General features: G+C 53.2%; 14 protein-coding genes. 10 read left to right on the top strand and 4 right to left on the bottom strand.

All coding sequences use genetic code 11. The annotated features are described in order from the left end of the window. Positions 1-307: 307 nt before the first annotated feature. From potA to HP572_RS07300, 6 genes are all read left to right on the top strand, one after another. A complete protein-coding gene (gene potA / locus HP572_RS07325; protein ID WP_240585203.1) occupies positions 308-1,423 on the top strand; it encodes a spermidine/putrescine ABC transporter ATP-binding protein PotA in 1,116 nt (371 codons plus the stop codon). After that, positions 1,407-2,267 carry a spermidine/putrescine ABC transporter permease PotB gene (potB, locus tag HP572_RS07320; RefSeq protein ID WP_240585202.1) on the top strand — a complete coding sequence of 287 codons (861 nt, stop codon included), beginning with the start codon at positions 1,407-1,409 and terminating at the stop codon, positions 2,265-2,267. The genes potA and potB overlap by 17 nt, the downstream gene beginning before the upstream one ends. Continuing rightward, complete coding sequence (gene potC / locus HP572_RS07315; RefSeq protein ID WP_039277487.1) at positions 2,264-3,040, top strand: spermidine/putrescine ABC transporter permease PotC; 777 nt, start codon at positions 2,264-2,266, stop codon at positions 3,038-3,040. The genes potB and potC overlap by 4 nt, the downstream gene beginning before the upstream one ends. Before the next feature lie 90 nt (positions 3,041-3,130). Beyond that, positions 3,131-4,174, top strand: a complete 1,044-nt coding sequence (gene potD, locus HP572_RS07310) for a spermidine/putrescine ABC transporter substrate-binding protein PotD (protein WP_240585201.1) — start codon at positions 3,131-3,133, stop codon at positions 4,172-4,174. 211 nt (positions 4,175-4,385) lie between these two features. Next, positions 4,386-5,018 (top strand): YbhB/YbcL family Raf kinase inhibitor-like protein, encoded by a 633-nt coding sequence (locus HP572_RS07305; protein WP_240585200.1) that lies wholly within the window; start codon positions 4,386-4,388, stop codon positions 5,016-5,018. Between the two features lie 44 nt (positions 5,019-5,062). Next, positions 5,063-5,929, top strand: coding sequence for an AraC family transcriptional regulator (locus HP572_RS07300; RefSeq protein WP_240585199.1), 867 nt, complete (start codon positions 5,063-5,065; stop codon positions 5,927-5,929). Positions 5,930-6,066: 137 nt separating this feature from the next. Here the strand turns inward: HP572_RS07300 and prc are convergent, their stop codons facing one another. The 3 genes from prc to HP572_RS07285 form a co-directional block, all read right to left on the bottom strand. Beyond that, a complete protein-coding gene (prc, locus tag HP572_RS07295) occupies positions 6,067-8,082 on the bottom strand; it encodes a carboxy terminal-processing peptidase (RefSeq protein ID WP_240585198.1) in 2,016 nt (671 codons plus the stop codon). 19 nt (positions 8,083-8,101) lie between these two features. Next, positions 8,102-8,845 carry an RNA chaperone ProQ gene (gene proQ, locus HP572_RS07290; protein WP_240585197.1) on the bottom strand — a complete coding sequence of 248 codons (744 nt, stop codon included), beginning with the start codon at positions 8,843-8,845 and terminating at the stop codon, positions 8,102-8,104. An 84-nt stretch (positions 8,846-8,929) separates the two neighbouring features. After that, positions 8,930-9,436 (bottom strand): GAF domain-containing protein, encoded by a 507-nt coding sequence (locus HP572_RS07285; protein ID WP_010275800.1) that lies wholly within the window; start codon positions 9,434-9,436, stop codon positions 8,930-8,932. Positions 9,437-9,733: 297 nt separating this feature from the next. On the opposite strand from HP572_RS07285, the gene yebS reads away from it, so the two are divergent. From yebS to HP572_RS07265, 4 genes are all read left to right on the top strand, one after another. Continuing rightward, positions 9,734-11,014: a membrane integrity lipid transport subunit YebS gene (gene yebS / locus HP572_RS07280; RefSeq protein ID WP_240585196.1), complete on the top strand. Its 1,281-nt coding sequence runs from the start codon at positions 9,734-9,736 to the stop codon at positions 11,012-11,014. Between the two features lie 2 nt (positions 11,015-11,016). Beyond that, positions 11,017-13,656: a PqiB family protein gene (locus HP572_RS07275; protein WP_240585195.1), complete on the top strand. Its 2,640-nt coding sequence runs from the start codon at positions 11,017-11,019 to the stop codon at positions 13,654-13,656. A 144-nt stretch (positions 13,657-13,800) separates the two neighbouring features. Beyond that, positions 13,801-15,255, top strand: a complete 1,455-nt coding sequence (gene rsmF / locus HP572_RS07270) for a 16S rRNA (cytosine(1407)-C(5))-methyltransferase RsmF (protein ID WP_240585194.1) — start codon at positions 13,801-13,803, stop codon at positions 15,253-15,255. 125 nt (positions 15,256-15,380) lie between these two features. Beyond that, positions 15,381-15,572: a YebW family protein gene (locus HP572_RS07265; protein WP_010302631.1), complete on the top strand. Its 192-nt coding sequence runs from the start codon at positions 15,381-15,383 to the stop codon at positions 15,570-15,572. A 19-nt stretch (positions 15,573-15,591) separates the two neighbouring features. Here the strand turns inward: HP572_RS07265 and HP572_RS07260 are convergent, their stop codons facing one another. Beyond that, a complete protein-coding gene (locus HP572_RS07260; RefSeq protein ID WP_240585193.1) occupies positions 15,592-16,287 on the bottom strand; it encodes an extensin family protein in 696 nt (231 codons plus the stop codon). Positions 16,288-16,295: the final 8 nt, after the last annotated feature.

The following is a 16,295-nucleotide window of genomic DNA, read 5'->3' as shown; positions in this document are numbered from 1 at the left end:
TAAATATTGCGTCAGGTCAGTTTTTTTCCGATTTAACAAACCGGCAGACCAGAATTCAGGCCAAAAAGCGATGACCACGTCACGAAGAATGCCCAAATCAGGTAACAATCGGGAAACATACGCCCTCACTCATTGGCTTAATCGCCATCAATCGGCAGTAAGTGGGTCACACAAGTTGGCGTCAGGCAACGTTTCCCGTAAAATGCCGCCCTTAACTGCGCACGCTGGCTGAAAGGTGATAACCCTTGGTACGATCGCAACGGACATACCGTTAATCGGCCAAATCAGGACATAGAGCAAGACCTTAATGAAAGAAAACTCCCTGACTGTGCCGGTCGTTGAATTACTCAACGTCCATAAAGGCTTTGATGGCAAAGACATCATTTCACATTTTAATCTCACCATTAATAACGGTGAGTTTCTGACGATCCTCGGGCCATCCGGCTGCGGCAAAACCACCGTATTACGCCTGATTGCCGGTCTGGAAACGGTCGATAGCGGCAACGTCATGCTGGAAAAGCAGGACATTACCCACCAGCCTGCTGAGCAACGGCACGTTAATACCGTATTTCAAAGCTACGCCCTGTTCCCTCATCTCAGCGTGTTTGAGAACGTGGCATTCGGCCTGCGCATGCAGAAAACGCCTGCCGCAGAGATTACGCCACGCGTGATTGACGCGCTGAAAATGGTGCAGTTGGAGGAGCTGGCGCAGCGTCGCCCGCACCAGCTGTCCGGTGGTCAACAACAGCGCGTTGCCATCGCCCGCGCCGTCGTCAATCAGCCGAAGGTTCTGTTGCTGGATGAATCCCTGTCCGCACTCGATTATAAGCTGCGTAAGCAGATGCAGAACGAATTGAAGGCACTGCAACGTAAGCTGGGCATCACCTTTATTTTCGTCACGCACGATCAGGAAGAAGCGCTGACCATGTCTGACCGCATCGTCGTGATGCGTGATGGACGCATCGAGCAAGACGGCACGCCGCGTGAAATCTACGAAGAGCCGAAAAATCTGTTCGTCGCCAGCTTTATCGGTGAAATCAATATCTTTGATGCCGTGGTGCTAGAGCAGTTGGACGAACAGCGGGTGCGCGCTCAGGTCGAAGGCCACGACTGCGTTATCACCGTCAGCTTTCCAGTCAACGTCGGCCAACACCTCAACGTGCTGCTGCGGCCGGAAGATTTACGCGTCGAAGAACTGGGCGACGGCATGCAGGCGGAAGGCATGGTGGGCTACGTGCGCGAGCGCAACTATAAAGGCATGACGCTGGAATCCAACATTGAGCTGGAAAACGGCAAGATGGTCATGGTCAGCGAGTTCTTTAACGAAGACGATCCCGACTTCGACCATTCACTCAACCAGAAAGTAGACGTCACCTGGGTGGAAAGTTGGGAGGTAGTCCTGCACGATGAAGAAGTCGCGTAAACGCTTTCAAAACATCATTATCACACTCATCGTTGCCTGGCTGGTGCTGTTTGTTTTCCTGCCCAACCTGATGATCATCGGAACCAGTTTCCTGACGCGCGATGACACCCATTTCGTCAGTTTGGTCTTTACGCTGGAAAACTATACGCGACTGGCCGATCCGCTTTATGCCTCTGTGCTGCTACATTCGCTGAACATGGCCGTGATCGCCACGCTCTGCTGTCTGCTGCTGGGCTATCCGTTTGCCTTTATTCTGGCGCGCTTACCGAAAAAAATTCAGCCACTGATGCTGTTTCTGCTGATTGTGCCGTTTTGGACCAACTCGCTGATCCGCATTTACGGCCTGAAAATCTTTCTGAGTACACGCGGCCATCTGAATGAATTTCTGTTCTGGACGGGCCTTATCGATACGCCGATCCGGATTATGTACACCTCCGAAGCGGTGATTCTCGGCCTGATTTATATCCTGCTGCCGTTCATGGTGCTGCCGCTCTACTCCAGCATTGAGAAGCTCGATAAATCCTATCTCGAAGCCGCCCGCGATCTGGGGGCGAATAAATGGCAAACCTTCATTCGCGTGGTGATCCCGCTGACCATGCCGGGGATTATCGCCGGCTGCCTGCTGGTGCTGCTACCTGCGATGGGCTTGTTCTTCGTTGCCGATCTGATGGGCGGCGCTAAGAATTTGCTGATCGGTAACGTCATTAAAAGCCAGTTCCTCAATATCCGCGATTGGCCGTTTGGTGCCGCCACCAGCATCTGCCTGACGCTGGTCATGGGCGTACTGCTGTTTATCTACTACCGCACGGCCCGCCTGCTGAATAAAAAGGGAGAGCTGGAATGACCGGACGCCTAATCCGCGGTGGATTTATGTCCATCATTTACGCTTACCTGTACATCCCGATCATCATTCTGATCGTGAATTCGTTTAATCAGGCGCGTTTCGGCATCAACTGGCAGGGATTTACGCTGGACTGGTATCGGCTGCTGATAAACAACGACAGCCTGCTTCAGGCCGCACAGCACTCACTGACAATGGCCGTTTTTTCTGCGACGTTCGCCACGCTGATTGGCTCCCTGACGGCCGTGGCACTGTATCGCTACCGCTTTCGCGGCAAGCCTTTTGTCGGCGGCATGCTGTTCGTGGTGATGATGTCGCCGGATATCGTTATGGCGATCTCACTGCTGGTGCTCTTCATGCTGCTGGGAATATCGCTCGGATTCTGGTCGCTGCTGTTTTCCCATATCACGTTCTGCCTGCCGTTTGTGGTAGTGACGGTCTATTCGCGCCTGAAAGGCTTTGACGTGCGGATGTTGGAAGCCGCGCGCGATTTGGGGGCCAGCGAAGTGATTATTCTACGCAAAATCATTCTTCCGCTGGCTATGCCGGCAGTAGCCGCCAGTTGGCTGCTCAGCTTTACGCTGTCGATGGATGACGTAGTGGTGTCTTCGTTTGTCACCGGGCCCGCGTATGAGATTCTGCCGTTGAAGATTTACTCGATGGTGAAGGTCGGCGTATCCCCAGAAGTCAACGCGCTGGCAACGATTTTGCTCATTCTGTCGCTGGTGCTGGTGCTCAGTAGCCAGCTGATTTTACGCGACCGCACCGGAAAATAAGGTGGCAGCGAGCACAATGAATACCGTTTTTTTCATACCATGCTCTATAGCATTGGTATTTCCTTTGGGACCTGTAAGGAGGTAAATATAATGAAAAAGTGGCCACACCTGCTGGCAGCCTGCGCGATGGCGTTTGGCATCAGCACCGCCAACGCCGACGATAGCAAAACGCTCTATTTCTATAACTGGACCGAATACGTGCCGCCGGGCCTGTTGGAACAGTTCACTAAAGAAACGGGCATCAAGGTGATTTACTCCACCTATGAATCCAACGAGAGTATGTATGCCAAGCTGAAGACCTATAAGGACGGTGCCTACGATTTGGTCGTGCCTTCAACTTATTTCATCTCCAAGATGAGCAAAGAAGGCATGCTGCAAAAGATTGATACCAGCAAGCTCAGCAACTTCCATAATCTCGATCCGAATCTGCTGCACAAATCTTTCGATCCGAACAATGACTACTCCATTCCCTACATCTGGGGCGCAACGGCGATTGGTATTAATCACGAAATGATTGACCCTGCCAGCGTCACCAGTTGGGCCGATCTGTGGGATACAAAGTACAAAAACAGCCTGCTGCTGACGGATGACGCGCGTGAGGTGTTCCAAATCGCGCTGCGTAAACTGGGTTACTCCGCAAATACTACCGATCCCAAAGAGATTGAAGCGGCCTATAAAGAACTGCAGGCTCTGATGCCGAACGTGCTGACATTCAACTCAGACAACCCCGGCAACCCGTTCATCGAAGGTGAAGTCAATCTGGGTATGGTGTGGAATGGTTCTGCCTACGTGGCGCGTCAGGCCGGTACTCCGCTGGATGTCATTTGGCCCAAAGAAGGCGGCATCTTCTGGATGGACAGTCTGGCGATTCCGGCCAATGCAAAAAACGTTGACGGTGCGATGAAGCTGATCGACTTCCTGCTGCGCCCAGAAGTCGCGGCACAGGTTGCGGAAACGATCGGTTATCCAACGCCGAACCTGGCGGCGAAAAAATTACTGCCGCCAGACGTTTCAGGGGACAAAACGCTGTACCCAGATGATGAAACCATCGCAAAAGGCGAATGGCAGAACGATGTCGGCAGCGCCAGCACGCTGTATGAAACCTACTTCCAGCAGCTAAAAGCGGGTCGTTAATCGCTCGTTCTATCGCGATACACCTCGACTTAGTCACTGCGGCTTCCCCTCTCGGAGGCCGTTTTTTTGACATCACCTAACAGTCGATGGCATCTCAACCCATCAAATTGACCGCTAAAAGCATCATCCTGACGGCATTAGGAAAATAATTACGCGCAGCTTCTTCTATAATGATTCTACACCCACCGGAATCACGATAAGGAGCTCCACCATGCTGCAACTCTCCAGCCACAGTTTTCAGGACGGCGAAATTATCCCAGGCGAATTTGCGTTTGCTGTACCGGATGCAACGAGCCACCTTGCGCTGTCTTCTAACCACAATCCCCATCTTGCCTGGCACGGCGCGCCCGAAGGGACACAGTCTTTCGTATTGATCTGCCACGACCCAGATGTACCCAGCCGCGGTGACGATGTGAATCAGGAAGGCCGCGAGGTTAGCGCCTCTCTGCCGCGTGTCGATTTCTACCATTGGCTATTGCTGGACATTCCAGCCAGCATCAACGAAATTCCTGCCGCTTCACATTCCAGCGGCATCACACAGCGTGGGAAAGCAGGTCCGGAGGCACCGGCAGGACTCAGGCACGGCATCAATGATTACACAGGCTGGTTCGCCACGGACGAACAGATGAAAGGCACCTACTATGGCTATGATGGTCCTTGCCCACCGTGGAACGATGCAGTCGTCCACCATTACATCTTTACTCTCTACGCTCTCGCGACGCCTGCTTTAACGATAGAAGGTGAACTTAACGGAGCGAATGTCCGCGCTGCGCTGGCTAACGCACCGGTATTGGCAGAAGCGACACTCACCGGGCTGTATACGCTGAATCCTGAATTGTTGTGATAATCATAAGTTATGATAATGACTCGTTATAAGAATGGCCGTCTATGGGCGTGACGGTATTACGCCCTGCTGCTCCGCCTCTTAGTGCAGAGGCGGACTGGACATTGCCGTCAGGCCAGCCGCTACAGCGGCATGGCCTGTGTGCGCTAGCTCAGCCCCACTTGCGCACACCGCAGCAGACAACGCGTTTTCATTTTTATGAGGCCACGCTTCTGCTGGTTCTCTCTGGCCGATTAACCCTTCTTGAACAGAACGAAACGACGGTTGTCGACACGCCATCTCAGCTTTGTCTGATTACGCCTGACGCAAGCGCCGATCTGGCGAAAACGCCCGGCGGCCATGACTCCGTTTTCCGGTCGATCTTTCTGACGTTTTCCTCCACGCTTCTGGCACGGTTTTATCACCTCTACCCTGAAAAATTAGCCCCTGTGCATCATCCACGTCCCTTCACTACCCTCACGCTGGATGACGACCTCACCCACACATTGCAGTATCTGGTCGAGGGAATTACGGGCAACGCACTGAATGAATCACGTCTCGAACTGCGGCTGATGGATATGCTGCTGGCGCTGTCGGAACGGGGATATCGTTTTGGCGCGCCGCCACAGCCCGGTGTTACCACTCAGCTACGTGCACTTATCAGTAAAGAGCCGGAACACCATTGGACCGCACAGTCTGCGGGCCGCCTGCTGGCGATGAGCGAGGCCACACTGCGCCGGAGGTTATCCGCCGAGCAGACACGCTTTGAAGTGTTGCTGCTGGAGACACGAATGCAGCACGCGATGATGCTGGTACAGACGACGTCATGGAGTATGCAGCGTCTGGCCGAAGCCTGTGGGTATAAATCCTCAGCGCGTTTTTCCGAACGGTTTAAAACCCGCTTTGGCTGTTCGCCAACCAAGATTCGTTAGTCCGTCATTGACGGTACAGCACGGTCATCCCAAAACGCTCAAGATAAGTTAAAAAAAACGCCCCGTTGGATAAACCAGACAGGGCGTTTGATGATCTCAGATGATCGGAACGACTTTAGCGAATTACTCTTTATTTCTTACTCTTTCTGTTCCTGTGCCAAATCGTTAGCGATTTTCACCGTTTCATCCAGATAAGGATCGGGTGCCTGATAGTCCTTCGGCAGCTCTTCCAGCGATTTGAGCGGTTTTTTACCTTCTCTCGCCAGTCGATCATTAATCCGCTTCAGACGCATCGCTTCATCATCGTCATTCTCTTTCTCGCGCTGGGCCAGGTTGAGCGACACGATGTTGCGCTTATCCTTCAGTGCGTTGTAGCGGGCAATATCTTGCGCGACATACTGGAACTCAGGATCTTTGGCGATACGCTCCTGATGGTGTTCATTCAGCTTGCTAATCAGCGCCTTCAGATCGCCGCTCTTCGTGTAGTTAGCCGCTTTGATGCTGTCCCACGGCAGCGCGTTGTCTTCAAACTTCTCGCCAGTGTCTACCGTTTCCGTACCGGTTGGCATCATCACGTCAGGCGTCACGCCTTTCATCTGAGTACTGCCACCGTCAATGCGATAGAACTTCTGAATCGTATATTGCACAGAACCCAGCGCTGGCCAGTCAGGGCGCAGCATCTGATCGTAAATCCGATTCAGCGAGCGATACTGCTGCACGGTGCCTTTACCAAACGTCGGTTCACCCACGATCAAGGCGCGGCCATAATCCTGCATTGCCGCCGCGAAGATCTCGGAAGCAGAAGCACTGAAGCGGTCTACCAGCACCACCAGCGGGCCTTTGTAATACACAATGCCGTCGGTGTCGCTGTCTTCGCGCACTTTGCCATTATTATCGCGTACCTGAACCACAGGGCCGCCAGGGATAAACAGACCGGAAAGCCCTACCGCTTCCGTCAGCGCACCGCCGCCGTTAGTACGTAAGTCAATCACAATGCTGCTGACGTTCTGTTTTTCCAGCTTCTGGAGCTGAACTTTTACGTCATCCGTCAGGCCGACATAGAAACCGGGGATGTCCAGCACGCCGACTTTATCCTTGCCGACCGTCTTGACGGACATTTTAACCGCGCGGTCTTCAAGGCGAATGCGTTCACGCGTCAGCGTGACAATGCGGGTTTTCGTCCCCTTGCCAGCAGGCAGAATTTCCAGACGCACCTTGCTGCCTTTCGGCCCTTTAATCAGCGCAACGACATCATCCAGACGCCAGCCGATAACATCCACCATTGGCTTACCGCTTTGGCCTACGCCAACCACGCGGTCACCGACGGTGATATTTTTACTTTTCGCTGCTGGACCACCGGGCACCATAGAATTAATCATGGTGTAGTCGTCATCCATCTGCAACACCGCGCCAATCCCTTCGAGCGACAGGCTCATTTCGGTATTGAATTGCTCGGTGTTACGCGGAGACAGGTAGCTGGTATGCGGGTCAATTTCACGCGCAAAGGCGTTCATTACGAGTTGGAAAACATCTTCGCTGTTGCTTTGCGCCAGACGGCGAATCGCAAACTGGTAACGCTTGGTCAACGTCTCTTTGATGTCTTTATCATCTTTACCGGTCAGCTTCAGGCTGAGCCAGTCATATTTTACCTTGGCATCCCACAGGCGGTTAAGTTCACCTACGTTCTGCGGCCAAGGTGCTTTGCTGCGATCGAGCTCAAACGTCTCATTGCCCGTCAGATCGACCGGTTTATCCAGCAGCGACAGTGCATATTGAAAACGCTCAAACCGACGCTTCTGCGCCAGATTGTACAACGCGTACGGAACATCCAGTTGACCGGATTTCAGCGCGTCGCCCAACTGGGCTTTTTGCCCGGAAAATTGTGCCACATCAGAGGCCAACAGCACGTTGTGGCTGTAGTCCAGCATATTGAGGTAGCGGTTAAAAATTTTCTCAGAGAACTGCGCATCCAGCATAAACTGGCGATAGTGCGAACGCAGGAAACGTGAGGCCACCCTGTCGCTAACGGTAGCGTGTTGAGGCTCCTGATGTAGCTGAGGAATCTGTTCAACACGCGTAATGTTTTCATTTGCAAAACTAGAGCCCGCCAGCAGTAAGCCTGCAATGGCGGTTATTTTGACTAAGTTGTTCATGCCCAGGTTGGCCTCCGTATCAGAACTGCAAGTGTTCTGCGCGTACAATCATTGCCAGTCCAGAAGCCAATTGTACTCTGACTTCGCCTTTGGCAATTTCAAGCACGGTGGCATCCATGGCGTCTTTGCCGGCTCTGACTTTGATTTCCTGACCGATTTGCAGTTTGGAAACATCCGTAACCGCTACCCGTTGACGCTCATTGCTGGCAGGTTTTGCCTGACGAGATTGAGCATTCACGGATTGCTGCGAAGAAGGCTGCGATTGGCCGGAAGAAGGCTGACGTGGATTACGCGGTGCACGGTTTTGGGATGCATTGTTTGAAGCATCGCGGCGCGGCGCACGTTTCTGAGCGGGGCGAGGAGTACGCGCTGCTTCTGCCGATTCTCCGGCTGCTTCACGTTTTTTCGCCTGTTGCTCAGCACGCTGAGCCTGAACTCGCGCTTTCGCTTCTTCCAATTGCTTACGAGCATGATCGACATGCTGCTGTTCCAACTCACCGCATGGATTACCATCCAGATCCACACGTTGGGCACCCAATTTTACACCGTACAGATACCGCCAGCTTGAGGTATAAAGACGCAGCGCAGAGCGTAATTGCGTCTTACTGACGTTATCGGACTCAGGCACACGCTCAACAAGATCCTGAAAAATACCGATCTTTAACGGACGAGTTTCACCTTCAGTGGTGAAACAAAGCGGGAACCGCTCTGCCAAAAAGGCAATGACTTCTTTACTACTGTTCAACTTAGGTTGATTTTCCATGAAATTTCCTGATTACAACGGGTTTGCCAACCGGCGCAGGCATGAACAGGCGTCATTATAATGACGCCATCGGCAATTGCCACGTTAACCTTGTCTCAACGTGAGAGAATTGATGAATGTCATCACATCGCTCGCTTCCAGTTGAGCACAAAGTACGCTCACCACGGCCTTCAGCCCTTCTTCATCATCTGCGTCAAAACGCTGATAAAGGGTACTGTCAATATCCAGAACGCCAATCGGTTGCCCGTTAACGACAAGCGGTAGCACAATTTCAGCATTACTCGCGGCATCACAGGCGATATGACCAGGGAACGCGTGGACATCATCCACACGTTGAATGCGATTTTCAGCTATCGCTGCACCGCATACACCTTTGCCAACCGGAATACGCACACAAGCAACCTTGCCCTGAAACGGTCCCAGGAAAAGCGTGTCGTTATCCAACAGGTAAAACCCTGCCCAGTTAACCCCATCCAAACGCTCAAACAGCAGCGCACTACTGTTTGATAAAATCGTAATAAAACGGTTTTCATCTGCGATAAGCGATGACATGTCGCGAATGAGATCCTGATAAAATTCTTGTTTATTCATACTTGCTTATTCATAAAGTATATCGTTGTCTTTTCAAAACAGTGCGAACAGTTTCCACACAGACTGCATTAGCATCGGTTACAGAATGCCATAAGATTAGCGCCTTCGCGCGAAGAATCATCCACTTTACTGTACCGCTGTCGTACATATCATGCTATTTCCACCTGTAAAATAATATCGGGCAGAGATCAGAGCCTTATTATGAATTTATCATTCAGTGAGCCTTCAGTTACACTGAATAGCTGTGAATACGTTATCCATCGTAGACTTGACACCTTCTATCGGATCGCAGGAAAGATGAAAATACAGAGTATAGCCAGCCCTGCGCCGTTTCCTTCTCCCCGGCCGCCGTTAACCGAGGGTTCGAAAAGTACCGTACCGGCGATCGTTCGCTATCATCGCTGCCCTGAATGCGATGCCTTTTTTGCGCTGCCGCAGTTGAAGCGGACTCAGACGGCGAATTGTCCACGCTGCGATGCCAAAGTCAGTTCAGGCCGAGATTGGAACATTTCTCGTCTTGCTGCGATGGCCGTCGCCATGCTGGTACTGATGCCGTTCGCCTTCACTGAACCGTTGATCAGTATTCGGCTGCTGGGCGTCACCATCAATGCCAGCTTGTTTGAAGGCATTTGGCAAATCACCCGGCAGGGACACCCGCTCACGGCAAGCATGGTCGCCTTCTGTACCGTTGGCGCTCCGCTCACGCTGGTTTTTTCTCTGTTATACCTGTTCTTTGCTCCCCGAATCGGGATGAATCTGCGGCCCATCCTCCTCATGTTGCAACGGCTAAAAGAGTGGATGATGCTGGATATCTATCTGGTCGGCATGGCCGTTGCCGCAATCAAAGTCCGTGAATTTGCGGATGTTCAGGCGGGAATCGGGCTAGTCGCCTTTCTGGCACTGATGACCTTAAGCCTGTTGACGCTGATTCACTTAAATACCGACCAGCTTTGGCAGCGGTTTTATCCACGCATGAGGCCGTTGATTGCGCCGGATCGCTATCGAATCTGCCTTTCCTGCCACTTCACCAGTTCACCCGACAACCGGGGGCGTTGCCCCCGTTGCCATATTCCGCTTCGCTTGCGCCAGCGGCAAAGCCTGCAAAAATCCTGGGCAGCGCTCATTGCTTCTATAATTTTACTGCTCCCCGCTAACCTGTTGCCCATATCAATTATTTATGTCAACGGTGCGCGTACGGAGGACACGATTTTTTCCGGTATTCTTTCGCTAGCGTCAGGCAATGTTCCGATCGCGCTGGTGGTCTTTATCGCCAGTATTCTGGTGCCGTTTACTAAGGTTATTGTGCTGTTCGGGCTGCTGGTGAGTATCCATCTCCGCTCAGAAGGCAACATAATGATGCGCATGAAGATGCTGCGCGTTATCCGTTGGATCGGTCGCTGGTCCATGCTCGATTTATTTGTGATTGCTCTGACGATGTCGCTCGTCAACCGCGATCAATTACTCGCTTTCACCATGGGGCCTGCTGCCTTTTACTTTGGCGCAGCGGTGATTCTCACTATCCTTGCCGTTGAATGGCTGGATAGCCGACTGATGTGGGATAACACTGATGTGGAATAACAATGCAAGATAATACGCCTGGGACACCAACTGAAGCTACCGTGAAGAACAAGCGTCGCCTGTCGCCGTTTTGGCTGCTGCCGCTGATTGCGTTGATGATTGCCGGCTGGCTGATTTACACCAATCAGCAGGAGCGCGGCACAACGGTCACTATCGATTTTGTCTCCGCTGACGGTATTGTCGCCGGGCGTACCCCCGTGCGCTACCAGGGGGTCGAAGTCGGCACCGTGCAAAATATCAAGCTGAGTGAAGACTTGCGTACGATACAGGTCGAGGCCAGTATCAAAAGCGATATGAAGGAAGCGTTGCGCAGCGGCACGCAGTTCTGGCTGGTTACCCCGAAAGCGTCTCTCGCTGGGGTGTCAGGGCTGGATGCGCTGGTGGGCGGTAACTACATCGGCATGATGCCCGGTTCCGGCGAAGCGCAAGAGCACTTTTCCGCGTTGGATACGCAGCCCAAATATCGCGTGAATACCGGGGAACTGCTGATTCATCTCCATGCCGACGATCTCGGTTCACTGAATACCGGTTCGCTGGTTTACTACCGTAAAATCCCGGTAGGGAAAGTCTACGATTACACCGTTTCCCAAGATAGCCACGGTGTGATGATTGACGTGCTGGTTGAACGCCGCTTTACCCATCTGGTGAAGAAAAATAGCCGCTTCTGGAATGTGTCTGGCTTTAATGCGGACATTAGCGTCAGCGGCGCAAAAATTGAGATGGAGAATCTGGCGGCGCTGGTTAACGGCGCGATCGCGTTCGATTCACCGGAAGAGAGCGAGAATGCGGGTGCCGAGCAATCCTACCGTCTCTATCCCGATCTGGCGCAAAGCCAGCGCGGTGTAAAAATCACGCTGGATTTACCGTCCGGCGACAGCCTATCTGAAGGGCGCACCCCGCTGATGTATCAGGGACTGGAAGTCGGCACGCTAAATAAGATCACGTTGAACCCAGACAACGGCAAGGTCAGCGGAGAGCTGATCATCGATCCTTCCGTCATTTCGCTGATGCGGGAAGGCACGCGTATCGAACTCAGCAAGCCCCAGCTTTCGCTCAGTGATCTGAATGTTTCACGCCTGCTGAGCGGCCCAACGCTGACGCTCATCCCCGGTGAAGGCGAACCGCGCCAGCATTTTGACGTACTGGATAGCGGACAACAGCAGCTCACCCAGCCCGGCGCACTTTCTATTCAGCTCACGGCAGCACAAAGCTATGGCATTGATAGTGGACAACCCGTGCTGCTGCATGGCGTGCAGGTCGGTCAGGTAGTGAAGCGCACGCTGGAAGAACAAGGTGTCAGCTTCCTTTTGGTGATCGAGCCACAATATCGCCAGCTATTACACCGCGATAGCAAGTTCATCGTGAACAGCCGTGTGAATGTGAAGATGGGGTTGGATGGCATTCAAGTGTTGGGTGCCAGCGCGCAAGAATGGGTCAGCGGCGGTATTCAGGTTTTACCCGGCAGCAAAGGTGACGTTCAGACGCGTTACCCACTGTTCAGCGATCTCGAAAAAGCCGAAGAAGGCATTCGCGGTGCCACACCTTCCCCGACGCTCACCTTAGTGACCGACAGCCTGCCGGATATTCAGGACGGCTCCATCGTGCTGTACCGTAAATTTCAGGTAGGCGAAATCATGCGGGTGCGGCCGAAAGCCGATACTTTTGAGGTTGACGTTTATATTCGTCCCGAACACCGCAAGCTACTGACGGAAAACAGCGTGTTCTGGGCAGAAGGCGGTGCCCGTGTGCAGTTGAATACGTCGGGCCTGACCGTGCAGGCTTCTCCGCTGAATCGGGCGCTTAAAGGAGCGATCAGTTTCGATAATCTGGAAGGCGCACCAGAAATTAAAGGTGGCAAACGCGTCCTGTATAACAACGAAACGTCGGCACGGGCCGTGGGAAGCCGCATCATTCTGCGCACCTACGATGCCAGCAAACTCGCGCCGGGCATGCCGATCCGCTATCTGGGAATCGATATCGGCCAGTTGGATTCGTTGAAGCTGTCCGAACAGCGTAATGAAGTGCTGGTACAGGCCGTGCTTTACCCTGAATACGTGCGTAATTTCGCCCGTTCTGGGACGCGTTTCTCCGTCGTCACACCGGAAATTTCCGCAGCTGGTGTGAATCATCTGGAGACGCTATTCCAGCCTTATATCAACGTCGAACCGGGTAACGGCAGCGTAACGCGGAGTTTTGAGCTGCAACAGGCCACCATCTCTGATTCTCGCTATCAGGACGGCTTGAATATCAGCGTTGATGCACCGGAAGCTGGAGCATTGCAGGTTGGTACGCCAGTGCTGTTCCGCGGTATTGAAGTCGGTACGGTAACCGGACTGTCGCTGGGTACGCTTTCCGACCGTATCGCCGTATCGCTGCGCATCAGCAAACGCTACCAGCATCTGGTGCGCGACAATTCCGTCTTCTGGCTGGCTTCGGGTTACAACCTGGAATTCGGCCTCACGGGCGGCGTCATCAAGAGCGGAACCTTCCAGCAGTTCATTCGCGGTGGTATCGCGTTTGCAACGCCACCTAGCACACCGCTCGCCCCCAAAGCACAGGAAGGAAAGCATTTCCTGTTGAGGAACGAAGAGCCCAAAGAGTGGCGGCAATGGGGTACGGCGATTCCAACCCCCAATAATTAAACTCACCACCGGACAGGGCGACACTGGTCGCCCTGTCGTTTTCACGCACCGTCTTGCCGTTTTCACATGATGTATGAAGGATCCGTGCTACACTTCGCCGCTTCTTCCCCTCGTTTTACTGAACAACCTGTACGGAACCACGCCGTGGCAAAATTTACCCCAGCCAGCCTGCCAGCTGAATTTCTCGACACTATGCGGGACATCATGCCTTCATCCCTTTCGATGGAGGATTTTATTGCCGCCTGCCAGCGTCCGCTGCGTCGGAGCATCCGCGTGAATACGTTAAAAATCAGCGTCGATGCCTTTCTTGAGCTTGTACAGCCTTATGGCTGGCAGCTTGAGCCGATTCCCTGGTGTCAGGAAGGTTTCTGGCTGCTGAATGCGGAAGAAGAAAACACGCGGCTAGGCAATACGCTGGAGCACCTGAGCGGACTGTTTTATATTCAGGAAGCCAGCTCCATGCTGCCCGTCAGCGCCCTGTTCCATCGTAACGATGCGCTGGAAACGGTTTTGGACGTCGCGGCCGCACCGGGTTCTAAAACAACGCAGATCGCGGCTAGATTGAATAATGAAGGGGCTATCGTCGCCAATGAGTATTCAGCCAGCCGGGTAAAAGTGTTGCATGCCAACATCAGCCGCTGCGGCGTCAGCAATACCGCGATTACTCACTTCGACGGGCGGGTTTTCGGCGCGGCACTGCCGGAGTATTTTGATGCGATTCTGCTGGATGCGCCGTGCTCGGGTGAAGGCGTGGTGCGTAAGGATCCCGCGGCGATGAGCCACTGGTCGCAAGAGAGCATTACCGATATTGCGGCCACACAGCGCGACCTGATTCTGAGCGCGTTCCATGCACTGAAACCTGGCGGCGTGATGATTTATTCCACCTGTACGCTAAATAGGCAGGAAAATCAGCAGGTTTGCCATTGGTTACAGTCACAGTTTCCTGATGCGTGCGAATTTGAATCGCTACACGATCTCTTCACCGACGCCGAACGCGCTACAACCGAAGAAGGTTTCCTGCACGTCTTCCCACAGATTTATGACAGCGAAGGCTTCTTTGTTGCCCGTTTGCGGAAAACCGCCAGCGCGCCACCACTGCCGCGGCCTGGCTATAAAGTGGGTAAATTCCCGTTCTCTCCGATGCCGCCCAAAGATTCTGCATTACTCACACAGGCGGCAGGCAAACAAGGCATCCACTGGGATGAGACGTTACTTCAGCTGTGGCAGCGTGATAGCGAGATCTGGCTCTTCCCTGCGGCGCTGACTTCCGCTTTTGGCAATATCAAATTCTCACGAATTGGCCTTAAGCTCGCTGAACGCTTCCCTAAAGGTTTCCGTTGGCAGCATGAAGCCATTGTTGCGCTGGCCGATCCGAACGCGAAGAATGCCTACGCGCTGACCGATCGCATCGCCTGTGAGTGGTTTCAGGGGAAAGACAGCTATCCAGAACCGCTTCCTGCTGCGGATGAACTCATTTTAACCTACCAGAACACGCCTGTCGGCCTGGCCAAACGTATCAGCAGCCGAATAAAAAACAATCTTCCGCGCGACCTGGTGCGGGATGGCGCGGCCTCCGCTCAGCCTCTTTCTAAAGAATAAATGCGGTTTCTGCATCAGGTGGCGATAAAACCACCTGATGAACCGCCCGTTCTCCCTTTCCTCACTGATTTTCATCTACAATTATCCTGACAGATAGAGAAAATCGGCAATGTCTGGAGAACGACATGTTTGCGTTAGTAATATTTGTTTGTTATCTCGGGCATGGCTGTGACGATTTGGTCGTCGGTGCCTATAACACTGAAGCACAGTGTCTGCAAGCGATGGACGAACAGCGCCTGCGCCGCGCGGGCTGCTTCCCCATCGAAGAGTATATTGACGGCTTCTGGATCCCCGCTCAGGAATACGCTGATTTCTAGTTTTCCCACCTGCGTATTTTCATCGACACACGCCAAAACCGCGCATGCCAAAGTGAAAGTGATTAGCGTGTGCGGCATTATATTCCGGCCCCAGCGCGTTACCGAAAAAGCGACAGCTTTCCCTGAACGTGGTACGCAAATAGCTGCCGCGGTCATCCGTTGCCGACCACTGATTCAGCACGCTAATCTGCCGACCGTCAGAGAGACGAAACGCGGCAATATCCCACGCGTCCGCCGTTGCATGTTCGCTCAAACGCCCTTCAGGCCGATGGTAGATATTTCGACAGGCATAGCTCCCCATATGGTCGATACGCGTCAGCGACGTGCCAAGAGATTGCGCCTGCGGCACCGCGACCTGTGCCACAAACATGGTGCTACTCAGCGCCAGCGGGCAACTGGCAAGAAAACTGGAACTGAGTGTGACTGAGCCAAAGCCTTGTATCCGCACGGGTGACACGACCGGACATTGCCCACTGATATCATTGGCCTCGGAGAATCGCAGTCGCCCGCTTTCCTGCGCCTGCTTTAACACTGCCAGACAGGCCTCAGGATCGCCGGCGACAGACTTCATTTTCAGCCGGGTAATAAACGTAGGTGGATCATCGACGGACAGCGGAGAAAAGGGATCGTAGCCGGGCGGGAGTTGACGTTGGATCCAGGGTGCCAGAGCCACCAACGCTCCGAGTATCATCACAGCTATTACCCATCCCCGCATCCGTTTCG

Origin of the sequence: Pectobacterium sp. PL64 (assembly GCF_022477975.1) — a bacterium.
In the GTDB taxonomy this organism is placed as follows: Bacteria; Pseudomonadota; Gammaproteobacteria; order Enterobacterales; family Enterobacteriaceae; genus Pectobacterium; species Pectobacterium jejuense.
This window is presented reverse-complemented; position numbering and strand designations above follow the sequence as displayed.